We start from the raw sequence: 13,828 nt of genomic DNA, 5'->3' as shown, positions 1-13,828 counted from the left end.
CGTAACAATGCCCGTCTCCGCCGCAGGTCACCGCATGGAAATCGCATGGACACACGCGGCGGTGCTGGGGTTGGTGCTCGTCGGGGGGGCGGTCGGCGCGTCGTCGGTCGTCAACCCCGGCGGCGGGGCGTCGGTGGCCGTCGAGGGGGCGGAGACCGTCGACCCGGACGCCGACGGCGTCGCGTTCGCGGTTCGGACCACGCTCAACAACGGCGGCGCGGCGAACGCGACGCGGTCGCTCGCGCTAGTCGTCGAGGACGAGGCGGGGACCGCGGTCACCGTCGACGAGCGGACGGTACGCCTGTCCCCGGGAGAGAGCCGGAGCCTCACGTTCTCGGCGCCGCGAGAGGCGTTGAGCGCGGGACGGTACAACTACACGCTGAGCGACGACGGCGGGGCGCTGACGGCGGGGACCGTCGCCCTCGACCCCTCCGAGTTCGTCGTCGCGGAGGCCGGCGCCGAGCCGGTCGTTCGCGGGGACCCCGGGACGGTCGCCGCGACCGTCCGTAACCGCGGCGACTTCCGCGGGCTTCGCGGCGTCGACCTCCGCCTCGACCGGGACGGGGACGGCGCGTTCGAGGCAGACGAGACGGTCGCGACCGAGTCGCCGTCCCTCCGCGCCGGCGAGGGGACGACCCTGCGCTTCCGGGTCGAGACCGACGGGCTCGACCCGGGGACCTACGCGTACCGCGTCGAGGCCGCTGGGGGCGCCCGGGAGGGGACGCTGGTCGTTCACCGGCCCGCGTCGGTCCGCGTCGGGAACGCGACGCTGACGGGCGACGCCGTCCGGGGCGACCGGTTCGAGGCGGTCGTGAACCTGACGAACGTCGGTGACGTCTCGGGGACGGAGACGGTCCGCCTCGAGGGGCCGACCGAGGCGTTCGACCGGAACCGGACGGTGACGCTCGACGCGAACGAGACGGCGACCGTCGAGTTCGCGGCCCCGACGGAGGCGCTCGCCCGCGGGAACTACTCCGCCGCCGTGACGACGGCGAACGACTCGGCCTCGACGACGCTCCGCGTCCGCGAGGGCCACCTCGCGGTCGACCGGCTGGAGGGGCCGCGCTCGGCCGACGTGGACGGCGACGGCGAGTTCGCCGCGCGGGTGTGGAACACCGGCGACGCGGCCGCGAACGAGACCGTCGAACACCGGATCGACCTCGACGGCGACGACGACCCGGAGACGGTGACGGCGAACGCGACGGTCGACCTCGGCCCGGGCGAGCGGACGACCGTGGAGTTCACCGTCGCCGCCGACGACCGGGACCGGTTCAGCGACCGCGACCTGCTCGGCACGCACGTCTACGGCGTCTACACTCCGGACGCCAACGCGACCGGCGTCGTGGTCTTCCGTGAGTACCACTCGGGCGGGGGCGGCTCGTCGGGGTCGGACCCCGCTGACGACGAGCCGGAGACGGTCTCGAAGGACGTCATCACTCAGGAGAAGTACGGGCTCGACTACGAGGCGGTCAGCGGCGAGACGCGCGCACAGGTGGACGAGCTACACCAGCGGCAGCCGTTCGCGGGCGACCTCGTCGTCACCGAGGTGCTGACCCGCGAGGAGATCGCGCGCCAGGAGTACGGGTTGGACGTCAAGCGGAACGACGACTTCGAGTTCGCCTCGATCGAGATGGAGTACCAGCAGAAGATCGAGGCGGACTTCGACGCGCAGTTCGAGTCCGACGAGGGCGACCGGATCGAGTCGTGGGACGAGCTGGCGCGGGAGCAGTTCGACAGCGAGTACGAGGCGCTCGACGAGAGCCAGCAGGCGACGATCCGGGACCAGTACGACGACCAGTTCGAGTAGTTTCCGGTCGGCGGAGCACCCGTACTGCGGCGGGTCACTCGTCGTCGCGCGCGCCGATGGCAGGCGTCTCCTCGGCGACCCGCGACAGCGCCTCCGGTGGGACGCGGATCACGGAGCCGCCGTCGCTCCGCGCGTTGAAGGGGTTGACGAACAGTCCCAGCTCCTCGTCGGCGGCGAGGAACACGTACGCGCTCGCGGTCGGAATGCCCGGGAGGTGCGCGCCGAGCGGCCGGCGGCGGGGGAACGCCGCCAGCTCGTACCACGTCTCGTACGACGACGCGGAGGAGGTCACCAACACCCGCGCGGCGTCGCCGCTGCGGTTGCCCTGGCCGTCGGGCGCGGTGCTGTCCGCACCGACCTCCGCCGCGGTGGCGACCGCGACCCAGAGCTCGCCGTCGACCGGCAGCGTCGCGGTGTAATACGCCGACGCGTCGGTGTCCCCGACCGTCGTCGGCTCCGCCGGGCCGTCGCGTCGCAGCCGCAGGAGTTCCACGCGCTCCGCGTACGAGCAGTCCATCCCCCACAGCACGGCCGTCGGCGCGAACGCCAGCCCGACCGCCCGCCAGCGCTGGCTCCCGCTCCCGGCGCGGACGAACTCGCCGTCGTCGACGCGACCGACGGCGCTCTCGTCGTCGGCGTCGCCGGACGTCGCCCACAGGTCGTCCCGAAACGGGTCGTCGAAGACGCCGTGGAAGTGACGGACGGCGGTCGTCTCGACGTGGGTCTCGAAGCTCCGACCGTCGTCCCCGCTCCGGAGGATCCGCGCGGGGTCGTCCCCGAGCGTGTACTCGGCCAAGTAGACGTCGCCGCCGTGGAGACAGACCGACGTGGGGAGGACGCCCATCGGCCCGGAGGAGTCGGGGAGCCGGTGGACCGGCGCCCACGACCGCCCGCGGTCGCCGGAGCGGAACACCCGACGGCCGACCGTCGCGAGCAGGGTCCCGCCGCGCAGCGGCCACAGGTTCGTCGTCGTCCACGAGCCGACGACCGGGCGCAACAGGCCCTTCGCGAACCGGCCGTGTCGAAGGCGGAAGGCGACGTCGGGGTCGCCGTCGCCGGGCGTCGGGAGCGTCCCGAGCGCGACGCGTCCCCCGGAGGGGGTCCAGACGCCGACCGTCCGGCCGCGCGTCCAGTAGAGCCGCCCGTCGCGGACCCCGCCGATCCGCGCCTCGGCGCCGAGCCCGAGCGGCTCGCTCCGCGCGCCGGCGACCCCGCGCTCGGTCGTCCGCGCCGAGTGGGTCCGGTCCATCAGCGACGCGTCACCGGTCCGACTCCGACGGGCCGCCGCGCTCGTCGGCGTCGCTGCCCTCGTCTTCGTCGCTCCCCTCGTCGCCGCCGTTCCCGTCGACGCCGTCGCCCCCGTCGGCGGCGGTCGATCCGCGCTCGGCCGCGGCGCCCTCCGCGTCCCCCGACTCGCTCGCCCCGGGCCCCAACCGCCCGGAGTCGATCATGGCGGCGAGCGGGTTGTCCTCAACTTCGAGCGGGAGGTCGACCCGCCCGCCGCGCCGCGCCGACTCCCAAGCGGCGAAGATCACCTCGGTCGCCCGGAGCGCGTTCCGCCCGGAGAGCTCCGGCTCCACGTCCCGCTTCAGTCCGTCGACCGCGTCGGCTATCGCCCGCTCGATGAAGATCGGCGCCGTCCGGTCCGCGGTCGACACGAGCGGGAGCCGCGACCGGATCTTCCCCACCGCGGCGCCGAGGTACCCCGGCGAGTCGCGGCCGTGGAGGTTCTCCCCGTCCGTGTCGACCGCCGTCCACGCCCCGCCGTCCGTCCGGTACCGGAGCGTGGGACCGTCGTCGACGCCGAGTTCGACGACGCCGTCGGCGCCGACGACCCGGAGGTAACACGCCCCCGGAGGGCTGGAGTCGCCGGTCGTCGCGAGGCCGAACGTCCCGTCGTCGTAGCGCCACTGGACGAGCGCCTGCGTGGCGTTCGGCGTCCCGAACCAGACGTTCTCCTCCCGGTAGTCGACCTGCGCCGCGACCCAGTCCACGTCGGTCCCGTCGGTCAAGAACTGACAGAGATCGACCTGGTGGACCCCGGCGTCGAACAGCGTCTCGTCCGCGAACTCCAGCCGCCGCAGGGTCCCGACCTCGCCGTTCGCGATCAGCCGCTTGGCCTTCCGGAACGGCGCGCCGAACCGGCGCTGGTGGTTGATCGTCAGTTGGACGTCGGCGCGGTCGCACGCCCGGACCATCTCCCGACAGTCGCCCCAGGTGTCCGCCATCGGCTTCTCGCAGTGGATCGCCTCGACGCGGCCGCTCTCGGCGCAGCCGACGACGATGTCGGCGTGGATCCCCGGCGGGACGCAGACGCTCACGAGGTCCGGCTCGACCGCCGCGAGCAGCTCCTCGTAGTCCTCGTAGGCGGCGTCCGCCCCGAGGTCGAACGCCTCCGCGAACGCCGCGCCGTTCTCGGGGACGATGTCCGCGCACGCGACCAGTTCGCAGTCGGCGTTGTCCGCGTAGGCGCGCCCGTGGCGATACCCCATCGCGTAGCCGTCTCGACCGGGGTCGGAGGGGTCGGGACCCGTGCCGATGACCGCGACGTCGTAGACCATTCCGGGCGGACAACGCCGCCACCGCCCAAAGAGTATAGACCGCCTACCCGTTCGGGGCGCCGGGCCGGGCGGCGCGGCGACGAGCGCGCCGGACCGAGCGTCTCGATCGCGCGCCCGACCCGGCGGTACGGCTCCTATAACAATGTGCGTCGTCGCGGACGCCTCCGGTGTGACTCCCCAACAGACCACGTCGACCCCCGATCCCCTCCCCGACGACGCGGACGCTACCGACGCCGCCGACGCGGGGAACACCGCCGCCGCGGGCGACGAGGGGCTCCCGTTCGTCTCGGTCGTGATCCCCGTGTACAACGACCCGGCGGGGATCGAGGCGACGCTCGACTCGCTTCGCAGGCAGTCGTTCCCCGCGGCCCGGTACGAGGTGATCGTCGTCGACAACGGGTCGACCGACGAGACGCGCGACGTCGTCCGCGAGTCCCTCGGGGCGTTCGACGGCCTCCAGTTGCTCGTCGAGGACGAGGTACAGGGCTCATACGCCGCGCGCAACGCGGGCATTGCCGCGACGACGGGAGAGGTGATCGCCTTCGTCGACGCCGACATGGTCGTCGACCCCGGCTGGGTCGAGCGCGTGGCGCGGCGAATGTCGCGGACGGACGCCGAGTACGTCGGCTGCGACGTCCAACTGTTCACGGCCGGCGGCGAGGGGCTGGCCGCCGAGTACAACCGCCGCAACGACCTCCACGTCGAGCGGTTCGTCGACGAGCTCTCGTTCGCGCCCACCTGTTCGCTGGTGGTCCGACGGTCGCTCCTCGCGGAGGTCGGCGGGTTCGACCCGCGCCTCCGGTCGGGCGGGGACATGGAGTTCGGGAACCGCGTCGCGGCGAGCGGTCGGTCTCTCGAATACGCCGCGGACGTCGTCATGTACCACCCGACGCGGACGACGCTCGGCGCGCTCCTCCGGAAGTCCAAGCGCGTCGGGCGCGGGAAGACCCAGCTCCGGCGGTACTACCCCGACCGCTACGGGTCGCCGCTCCTCGCCGCGCTCAACCCCGCCGCGTTCCTCCCCCCGCGGCCGAGCTTCATGGAGCGCTCGGTCCGCGGGTGGGACGACCTCCCCGCGCGCAAGAAGCTCGCCTTCCTCGTCGTGAGCTACGTCGCGTCGCTCGCGAAGGCCTACGGGCAACTGCTGGAGGTCGCGTCGCCCACGGAGACGGGCGCCTCCGCGGGGTCAGAGTAGGGCCCCAGACGCGCGAGTCGGAGCCGTAATCGAGCCTCTCGACGGACGGCGCGCTCGACGCCCGCGTCCCGGTTCCCGCGCGCTCGACGCCGCGTGCCCCCCGGTCGGTGCGGGCCTACCGCTGCGGGATCTCGCATATGCCCTCTATAACAATGTTCGCGACTGAGTGAGCGTGAAACGAAATGGAGCGAGACTACATAACCGACGACGACGAGGGGAAAGCGGTGGTCGACTCGAACGGCGAACAGATCGGGATGATCGCGGAGGTCAGGTCCGGAACGGCGTACGTGGACGCGGACCCGAGCCTCGCGGACACCGTCCTCTCGAAGCTCGGCTGGTCGGACGCCGACGGCGACGACTATCCGCTCCAAGAGAACCGCATCCACACGGTGACCGACGATGAGGTCCGACTCAACGAGGAGTTCTAAGCCGGTCGCTCTTCGGCCGACACAGATTTATGCCGACGAAGTCAGCGACTCGTGAGGGATCTCCGTTACTCCCGACCCGTACCGACTGACGCCGCGTCACCCGGCCCGCCTTCGCTCAGAGTCCATTCGTCGCTCGTGGTGTCTCTTAAGCAGATACAGCAGGGCCCCGACGAGCGATATGAACAGCCCTATCGGAACGATCCAAATGCTGGTTAACAGGGTCAAAAGCAGGGAGGCGAGAACAATCGTAACACCGACCGCAACGATGTCTTTCGGCCCCATATTTTCTGTTGCGTTTCAGACGTTATAATTCGTGGTGCCGCCCTCCGCGTCGCGCGCCTCGCGCGGCCGTCGGAACGCCCGTACGCGCAGCCCGAACCGACCGGGCAATGCGCGCTCCGCCGAGACCGGTGTGTCGCGACGAGAGCGCCCGAAGATCCGAGTTCAAACGGAGCCGAGGGGCCGCCGACCGCGCCGAACGGGACCCTCCGGAACCAGCGTCTCCTTACGACTCGTCGGCGTCGCGGAACGCCTCGACGCCGGGGAGGTTCGAGACCCCCTCGTGTCGCCCGACGTACTCGGCGTCCGCCGTGGCCGCCTCGAACGCCGCCTCGTCCGGGTACTCGCGGACGGTGAGGACCCGACCGTCGTCGGTCGCGAACACGATCTCCGCGGACCCGTCGTCGTGTCGGTACTCCGCGGCCTTCCTCGCCGAGTCGGCAGGCTCTTCCATCTCGTCGGTGTTCGAGCGTCAGGGGCTTACCCGTTTCGGCCGTTTCGGCCGCTCGGTTCCGGGTTCCCCCCGGGCGGCCGCGGACGCGCCCTACCTGTTGTCGACCAGGTCAGCGACGGCCTCCGGCGAGACCACGAGGAACGCCTCCTCGCGGAGCAGCTCCTCGTCGCCCGGGAGGTAGAGGTACTTCTCCGAGTCGACGCCCGTCGCCCGGATCCGCTCCCACTCGTCGAGGTCGTAGCCGAGGTCGTCCCCGGCCGGGTCGTCGGGCTGGTCTTCCCACTCGCCCTCGAGCGAACTCCAGGTCACGGGTCCCCCCGTCGGCGGTCCGACGCCCCGCCGGGCCTCCCGGCGGACCGCCCGCGACGCCGACCGACCGGCGGACCGCGCCGCTGTGGTTCCATCCGTCTACCTCCGGAAGCTGAGCGACGCGTCGCCGTCCAGCCGGAGCCGGGTGACGTCCCCGGAGAAGCCGAACGTGTCGCGGTCGTCCGCGACCGTACCGCTGGCGACCCCGTCGGCCGCGGCGTCGGACTCCTCCGCGCCCCACCCGCCGTCGCGCTTCGCGACCGAGCCGGTCGTCTCGACGAGGTAGCTCGCCTCGGCGCCGTCACCGACGACCACCAGCTCGTGCGGCAGTTCGTGTTCGGTCCCGAGCGCCTCGGGCTCAACGGGCTCGCCGTCGACCCGCACGGCCAGGTCGCCGTCGACCTGGAAGTTCGTGAACGCGCCCGTGACCTCGTAGGCGTCGACGCCGCCCGCGACGCTGCCGGCGGCGGTCGACCCGTCGATCGCGTCGTCGGTCACGTCGCCGGCGGGCGCGACGGTCCCGTCCGTCCCGAACGTGTACGCGAGGCGCTCGCTCGTGTGGCTCCCGTCGACCGCGACGGTGCGCGTCGTCACGACGAGGTCGTCGGGATCGACGGTCTCGCCGCCCAGTCGGACCGGCACGTCGGCGTCGATATCGAACGCGGTGAACTCCCCCGCGACCTCGAAGGAGTCGATCCCGCCCTCGACGTGTCCGGTGACGGTCGTCCCGTCTATCGTGTCGCCCGGGTTCGCGCGGTCGCCGGGCGCGACGCTCCCGTCCACCTCGAACGCGTAGCTCACGCGGTCGTAGGTGCCGCTCCCGTCGATCACGAGCGTCTCGCTTTCGGTCGAGGAACCGTCGTCGGTCCCGTCGCCCGTCTCCGAGACGACCAGGTCCGCGGGGTCGACCGCCTCGCCGGCCAGCCGGATCTCGGCGTCGCCGTCGACCTCGAAGTCGGTGAACTCGCCCGTCACGAGGAACGAGTCGATCCCGCCCTCCACCTGCCCGGTGACGGTCGTCCCGTCTATCGTGTCGTCCGGGTTGGCGCGGTCACCGGGAGCGACGCTCCCGTCCACCGCGAACGCGTAGCTGATCCGGTCGGCGGTGTGGCCGCCGTCGATCACCAGCTCCGTCTCGTCCGTCGAACCGCCGTCGTCGGTCCCGTCGTCCGTCTCCGAGACGACCAGGTCCGCGGGGTCGACCGCCTCGCCGGCCAGCCGGACCTCGGCGTCGCCGTCGACCTCGAAGTCGGTGAACTCGCCGCTCACCCAGAAGGAGTCGACCCCGCCCTCGACGTGTCCGGAGACGGTCGTCCCGTCTATCGTGTCGCTCGCGTTCGCTCGCGGGCCGGGGGCGACGCTCCCGTCCACCGCGAACGTGTAGCTGATCCGGTCGGCGGTGTGGCCGCCGTCGATCACCAGCTCCTGACTGCCGTCGGGTCGGGTCGGGTCGGCGTCGTCCGTCTCGTCGGAGCCGTCCGTCGACGCCGGCTCGGGGTCCGGGAACGGACACGACCCCTCCCGGGTTATCGACGAGCTCGTCGCCGTCGAGTTCTCCAAGGTGATCTCCTTGCCGGTCACGTCGATCGTCGAGTCCTCGACGACGCCGCCGCTCGCGTCCTCGAACTTGACGCCGTCGCGGTTCGACCCCGGCTGATGGATACAGCAGTTCCGGACGACCGAGTCGTCGGCCTCGACGAGCTTGATCGCTTCCCGGCCGGACGCCGACCCGGTGACGCTGACGTTCTCCATCCGGATCCAGTGCGGCTTCGGCGCCGTCTGCTGCCACTCGCGCCAGGAGATCGTGCCGGGTCGACCGCGGCGGACCGCCCACATCCGGTCGATGTCGACCCGGACGCGGGTGTTCTCGACGGTGAGGCTCCGCCCCTGCGGCGAGAGGTTGAGCATGGCGATCCCGTTCGGCGCGTTCTTCCCCACCAGTTCGCAGTCGCGGACCACCGCGCCCGCCGGGATCGACTCGGCCCCTTCGAGCTGAACGCCCTGCTCGATCTGGACCCCGCGCATCCCGAAGCCGGTCGAGATGTCGCCGAGCTCCGGTCCGGTGTACTTCTCGAAGTCGATCTCGACCGTACAGTTCTCTATGTAGCTCCCCTCGCCGCCGATGCGCACGTTCGCGGCGTTGTTGTTGAGGAAGTAGCAGTCGACGATCTCCACCTGCCCGGGCGTCCGGGAGGAGTAGGTGCCGTTGTTGCCGAACTCGCGGAAGTCACACCCCTCGATGCGGACGGTCCCCTTGTTCGACCAGCCGACCCACACGCCGATCCGGCCGTTCCCCCTCGCGTAGCCGTCGACGCGGGACCCCTTCTTGGCCACCGCGTCACGCAGGACGCCGCGGCCGTCCTCGCTCGTGATCCCGAGCAGGAAGGCGCTGACCTGTCCGGAGTTGTCGATCAGTCCGCGACCGAGGAACTCCACGTCCTCGATGTGAAACCGGTTCCGGCACCGCAGTCGGATCCCGGTCGTCGTGTCGTCGGCGCGCATGTCGACGTCGACGCCCTCGATGAGCACGTCGTCCGGCACCGGGTCGTAGTTGAAGAGGAACCCCGTGTGGCCCGTCCGGGGGACGAACCGCACGTCACCCTCCCCGAGGACGCCGACGCGGTCGGCGTCTATCTCGAACTCCCCGTCGAACAGGTACTCCCCCTCGGGGAACCGCACCAGCGTCCCCTCCGTGAGCGCGTGTTCGAGGCGGGCGTTCACCGCGCTGTTTCCGGACGGGTCCATCCCCAGGTCGTCGACCGCGTCGAGCACGCGATCGAACTCGATCCCGTGGCGCGTCGTCCCCTCGGCGCCGGCGGCGCCGGTCGAGCCGGCGGCGACCGCGGCCGCGGCGACGCCGGCCATCTTCAGGTAGCCGCGCCGGTCGAGCAGCCGCCCGTCTCGGGCGTCGGCCGGCCTCGCCGCGTCGTCCCCGTCGTCTCGGACCGCCGCGTCGTTCTCGTCCGCTTCTTCCGCCTCACCGTCCTCGTAGTCGGACCCTACTCCGGCTTCTCGCCTATAATCCTCTCCTACTGTGCTGTCGTCGGGTGCCCGTTCTTTGGACATACTCGGGTATTCCGAGGTTACCATCATATTCGTTTTCGCCAGTAACTGGCCGGATGAGGGGCGCATGGTTCCGATTGGTTACCAGCTGTTACCTGGGTCCTAACAACACGGTTCATCCGGCGGTAGGAAACGCCTACCGAATGACACGACTCGGACCGACCCGTCAAACGCGTCGTACCGGCGATTAAGCAGTTCCTACCGGGTGAAACCCGCCGTCGATCGGTTCGAGAAGTGGCGGTCCCTGCGTTCCCCCTATCGGCGGCCGCGATCGGGTCTCCGTCACGGTCGGTCGAGGACGCGGCCGAGCGGGGTCCCGTCCTCCAGCGCGTCGATGCTGAACCGGAGCGAGTCGGAGGGGGACCCGACGACGGGGAGCGTCGGCGCGCCGGGACCGAGGCCGAGACAGACGCCGTCTGACCCGGCGCTCTGATCGAGGGTCCGAAGCAGGGGCGGGTCCGCGGTGAGTTCGATCCCGCCGTCGTCGTCCCCGGTCCGTTCCAAGGCGGTCTCGACGCCGAGACACAGCAGGGCGTCGGCCGAGGCCGCCGGGTCGACGGCGACGACGATCGGGTGGCCGTCCGTTCGGATCGTCCCCCCGGTCACCTCGCTCCGTGGGGACCGGTCGAGGTAGACCCCGTCACGGTCCGCGCCGCGGCAGGTGACCTCGCAGTCCGTCACCCGCGACCCGGGCGCCGAGCGGAGGTCGACCGCGGCGCCGCCGGCCGCGCTCCCGTCGATCGCGACGTTCCGCAGGCGGGTCCAGTGCGGGCGCGGCGGCCGCCGTCGGTCCGGCCGGTAGGACAGCGACCCCACCGGCCCGCGGCGCACCGCCGGCGTCCCGTCGACGTCGCACCGGATCGCCGTGTCGCGGACGACGAGGCTGCGCGCCACCGGCGACTGCTCTATCACCGACTGCGCGCGCGGCGACCGGAGCGCGCGGAGCGTGCAGCCGCGGATCTCCGCCCCCGCGGGGAGCGCGGGGGCGCCCCGCCGCTGAACGCCCTGCTCGACGACTATCGCGCGGGTGTTGAACTCCGTGGTCGTATCGATCGCCCCGCCGGTGTACCTGTCGACGTCTATCTCGACCGTGCAGTTCTCGACGTAGCTTCCCGCGCCGCCGATACGCGGGCCGCAGACGTTGTTGTTGAGGAAGTAGCAGTCGACGATCTCGACGTTTCCGGGGGTCCGAGAGCCGTAGACGCCGTTGTTGCCGAACTCGCGGAAGTCGCACCCCTCGATTCGGACCGTCCCCTTGTTCGACCAGCCGACCCACACGCCGATCCGGCCGTTCCCGCCCTCGTAGCCGTCGATCCGCGACCCCTTCTTCGCCACCGCGTCACGCAGGACGCCGCGGCCGTCCTCGTCGCGGATCGCGAGGAGGAACGCGCTCGTCGTCCCGCCGGGAGAGCCGTTCGTCCCGCGGCCGAGGAACTCGACGCCCTCGACGTGGAACCGGCTCCGGCAGTTGATCCGGATCCCGGCCGTCGTGGCCGGCGCGCGGATATCGACGTCGACGTTCTCGACGAGCACCTCGTCGAGGGTCTCGCCCTGCCCGTCGAACAGCAGGCCGTCGAACCCGAAGTCGGGCTCGAACGCGACGCCGCCAAGTCCGAGCACCCCGACCCGCTCGGCGTCGAGGGAGACGGTGCCGCCGAACCGATAGCTTCCCTCCGGAAACGCCAGCAGCGTCCCGGCCTCCGACAGCGCCGACTCGACGTCCTCCTCCGCGGCGACCTCCCCCGACGGGTCCAGCCCGAGGTCGTCGACCGCGTGGCGGACCCGGTCGAACTCGATGCCGTGGCGGCTCTCGAGCCGGTCCTCGTCGAACTCGATCGCCGACCCGTCGCCGTCCGTCCCGTTTCCGTTCTCGTCGGCGCCCGGGTCGGCGGAGTCGCCCGTCGGTTCCGTGGAGCCGCCGCCGAGACAGCCGGTCAGCGACGCGGCGGCCCCGAGGGCCGCGAGATAGGAGCGCCTGCCGCGGGCGCTCTCGGAGCCGTCCGACTCGCGGTTCATAGGTACCCGAGTCCCCGGAGCCGCTCCTCGACCGCCTCGTCGCGTCCCGGTCCGTCGGTCGCCGCGTCCGACGCGCCGCGGTCCCGCCTGGACACGTCCCGGGTCGCGGGCGGCGACCCCGGCTCGAACGCCTCGGTCAACACCCGGCCATGCGCGGCCGCGGGGACCGACTCGCCCAGCGCGTGGAGCAGCGTCGGCGCCACGTCCACGACCGAGGCGTCCTCGACCGCGGTCCCGGGCGCTATCGGGGGGCCGCGGGCGAAGAACACCCCCTCCGGCCGGTGGTAGCCGGCGATGCCGTCGGCGTCGACGACCGCGTCGTCCGCCAGCCCGGGCTTGACGTGGTACCCCGGGGCGCCCTCGACGACCACGTCGGGGGCGAACTCGTCCTCCGGATTCAGCTCGTCGCCGTCGTGTACCGACAGCACCGGCTCACCGGTTTCGGGGTCCGTCAGCGCCGAGAGCGCGTCGATCACCTCGGCTTTGACCCGGTCCGCGTCCGCGGGGTCGACGGCGCCGTCGTCGAACCGAGCGGTGTCGTTGACGTACACGCTGCCCAGCCCGTGGAGGAACGCCCGCGTCTCCGCGGGGTCCACGTCGTAGAGGGCGTGGTCGCCGGGGACCGCGCGGGCGACGCTGTCGACGACCGACGCCGGGAGCCGCTCGACGAGCGTCTCGTCGTCGACGCCGATCCGCGCTAAGCCGCGCAGGACGCGCGACTTCGTCACCCCGGCCCGGGAGAGCGCGGCCCGGACGCCGGTCGACGTCTTCGGCGTCAGCAGTCCGGCGTCCGCCAGCGCCCGGTTGACGTTGACGATCCGGGAGACGGGACCGAAGCCGTGGTCGGAGACGACGTACAGCGTCGCGTCCAGCCGGTCGCAGTACGCCATCACCTCCGCGAGGACGGCGTCCAGCTCGCGGTAGTGGTCGAGGATGACGTCATCGTCCCAGATCAGGTGTTGGAGCCGGTCCGGCGCCGTGAACGTGAAGAAGAACAGCCGCCACGCCTCCCGCTCCATGAGCGACGCTAACAGCTCGCGACGCGCCGCGAACAGCGCCGCGAAGTCCTCTCGGAACTCCTCGCGGCGGTCCTCGCTGTACTCGTGCCACTTGAGCCCGACCCGGTAGTCGGGGATCCGGTCGCGGATCTCCGCGCCCAGTTCGGGCGGGTCGGTGAACCCGTCCGCGTCGGTCGACGGCGTCATCATCCCGGCGACCATCGCCCCGTCGTCACCGACGCCGCCGGCCGGGTACGTCATCGGCACGTTCGCGACGACCGCGGGGGAGAGCAGCTCCCACAGCGGGGGTTGCCGGAGGTCCTCGCGGTTGTACGGACGCTGGCTGTGGTCGGCGTCGAGCCGCATGAACTCGTACAGGCCGTGCCGGTCGGGCCAAGTGCCGGTCGCGATGGAGGGCCACGCGACCGGCGTGTTCGCCGGCGTCGTGCTGCGGAGCGGTCCGGAGGCCCCCTCCGCGACCAGCCGGGCGAACGCGGGGAGCTCTCCCCCCTCGATCCAGGGCTCGACGAGCGGCCACGGGACGCCGTCGAGTCCGAGGACGAACGCGCGGCCGTCGCCGTCGGTCACCGGAACCGCCTCCGCCGACGCGGTTCGATCCGAATCATTGTGTCCCGGTTGGCGGGGGATCCGGTTTGTTATGCCCGGCATACTCCGATAAACGGTCGATAGCGGTCGGCCGGACCGGCCGGGACGCCGG

At 71.8% G+C, this 13,828-nt stretch carries 11 protein-coding genes; 3 read left to right on the top strand and 8 right to left on the bottom strand.

The features are described 5' to 3' along the window. The first annotated feature begins 34 nt into the window (after positions 1–34). Positions 35–1,807, top strand: coding sequence for a hypothetical protein (locus KI388_RS04480; RefSeq protein ID WP_215088174.1), 1,773 nt, complete (start codon positions 35–37; stop codon positions 1,805–1,807). Positions 1,808–1,841: 34 nt separating this feature from the next. On the opposite strand, the gene KI388_RS04475 is transcribed toward KI388_RS04480, so the two are convergent. Next, positions 1,842–3,056, bottom strand: coding sequence for a glycosyl hydrolase (locus KI388_RS04475; protein ID WP_215088173.1), 1,215 nt, complete (start codon positions 3,054–3,056; stop codon positions 1,842–1,844). A 10-nt stretch (positions 3,057–3,066) separates the two neighbouring features. Next, the gene (locus KI388_RS04470; protein WP_215088172.1) at positions 3,067–4,368 is read right to left on the bottom strand and encodes a Gfo/Idh/MocA family oxidoreductase; all 1,302 of its coding nucleotides are present in this window, start codon (positions 4,366–4,368) and stop codon (positions 3,067–3,069) included. A gap of 169 nt (positions 4,369–4,537) precedes the next feature. Between KI388_RS04470 and KI388_RS04465 the strand changes: the two genes are divergently transcribed. Both KI388_RS04465 and KI388_RS04460 read left to right on the top strand, forming a co-directional pair. Further along, a complete protein-coding gene (locus KI388_RS04465) occupies positions 4,538–5,563 on the top strand; it encodes a glycosyltransferase (protein WP_251133210.1) in 1,026 nt (341 codons plus the stop codon). 182 nt (positions 5,564–5,745) lie between these two features. Then, complete coding sequence (locus tag KI388_RS04460; RefSeq protein WP_215088170.1) at positions 5,746–5,991, top strand: PRC-barrel domain containing protein; 246 nt, start codon at positions 5,746–5,748, stop codon at positions 5,989–5,991. 96 nt (positions 5,992–6,087) lie between these two features. On the opposite strand, the gene KI388_RS04455 is transcribed toward KI388_RS04460, so the two are convergent. The 6 genes from KI388_RS04455 to KI388_RS04430 form a co-directional block, all read right to left on the bottom strand. Then, positions 6,088–6,273: a hypothetical protein gene (locus tag KI388_RS04455; RefSeq protein ID WP_215088169.1), complete on the bottom strand. Its 186-nt coding sequence runs from the start codon at positions 6,271–6,273 to the stop codon at positions 6,088–6,090. Between the two features lie 223 nt (positions 6,274–6,496). After that, positions 6,497–6,724 carry a hypothetical protein gene (locus KI388_RS04450; protein WP_215088168.1) on the bottom strand — a complete coding sequence of 76 codons (228 nt, stop codon included), beginning with the start codon at positions 6,722–6,724 and terminating at the stop codon, positions 6,497–6,499. A 90-nt stretch (positions 6,725–6,814) separates the two neighbouring features. Next, positions 6,815–7,033: a hypothetical protein gene (locus KI388_RS04445; RefSeq protein WP_215088167.1), complete on the bottom strand. Its 219-nt coding sequence runs from the start codon at positions 7,031–7,033 to the stop codon at positions 6,815–6,817. Between the two features lie 99 nt (positions 7,034–7,132). Then, entirely contained in the window at positions 7,133–10,099 is a 2,967-nt protein-coding gene (locus tag KI388_RS04440) for a right-handed parallel beta-helix repeat-containing protein (RefSeq protein ID WP_215088166.1), read from the bottom strand. A gap of 279 nt (positions 10,100–10,378) precedes the next feature. Further along, positions 10,379–12,112 carry a right-handed parallel beta-helix repeat-containing protein gene (locus KI388_RS04435; RefSeq protein ID WP_215088165.1) on the bottom strand — a complete coding sequence of 578 codons (1,734 nt, stop codon included), beginning with the start codon at positions 12,110–12,112 and terminating at the stop codon, positions 10,379–10,381. Next, complete coding sequence (locus KI388_RS04430) at positions 12,109–13,698, bottom strand: alkaline phosphatase family protein (RefSeq protein ID WP_251133209.1); 1,590 nt, start codon at positions 13,696–13,698, stop codon at positions 12,109–12,111. Before KI388_RS04430 ends, KI388_RS04435 begins: the two co-directional genes overlap by 4 nt. Between the last annotated feature and the right edge of the window lie 130 nt (positions 13,699–13,828).

The sequence above is a fragment of the Halorubrum sp. 2020YC2 genome, assembly GCF_018623055.1.
Classification (GTDB): domain Archaea; phylum Halobacteriota; class Halobacteria; order Halobacteriales; family Haloferacaceae; genus Halorubrum.
This window is presented reverse-complemented; position numbering and strand designations above follow the sequence as displayed.

Bases quoted from the DNA above. Each gene is read 5' to 3' on its own strand.
- KI388_RS04480 (WP_215088174.1), top strand. From the start codon at position 35: ATGGAAATCGCATGGACACACGCGGCGGTGCTGGGGTTGGTGCTCGTC.
- KI388_RS04475 (WP_215088173.1), bottom strand. From the start codon at position 3,056: ATGGACCGGACCCACTCGGCGCGGACGACCGAGCGCGGGGTCGCCGGC.
- KI388_RS04470 (WP_215088172.1), bottom strand. From the start codon at position 4,368: ATGGTCTACGACGTCGCGGTCATCGGCACGGGTCCCGACCCCTCCGAC.
- KI388_RS04460 (WP_215088170.1), top strand. From the start codon at position 5,746: ATGGAGCGAGACTACATAACCGACGACGACGAGGGGAAAGCGGTGGTC.
- KI388_RS04455 (WP_215088169.1), bottom strand. From the start codon at position 6,273: ATGGGGCCGAAAGACATCGTTGCGGTCGGTGTTACGATTGTTCTCGCC.
- KI388_RS04450 (WP_215088168.1), bottom strand. From the start codon at position 6,724: ATGGAAGAGCCTGCCGACTCGGCGAGGAAGGCCGCGGAGTACCGACAC.
- KI388_RS04440 (WP_215088166.1), bottom strand. From the start codon at position 10,099: ATGTCCAAAGAACGGGCACCCGACGACAGCACAGTAGGAGAGGATTAT.
- KI388_RS04435 (WP_215088165.1), bottom strand. From the start codon at position 12,112: ATGAACCGCGAGTCGGACGGCTCCGAGAGCGCCCGCGGCAGGCGCTCC.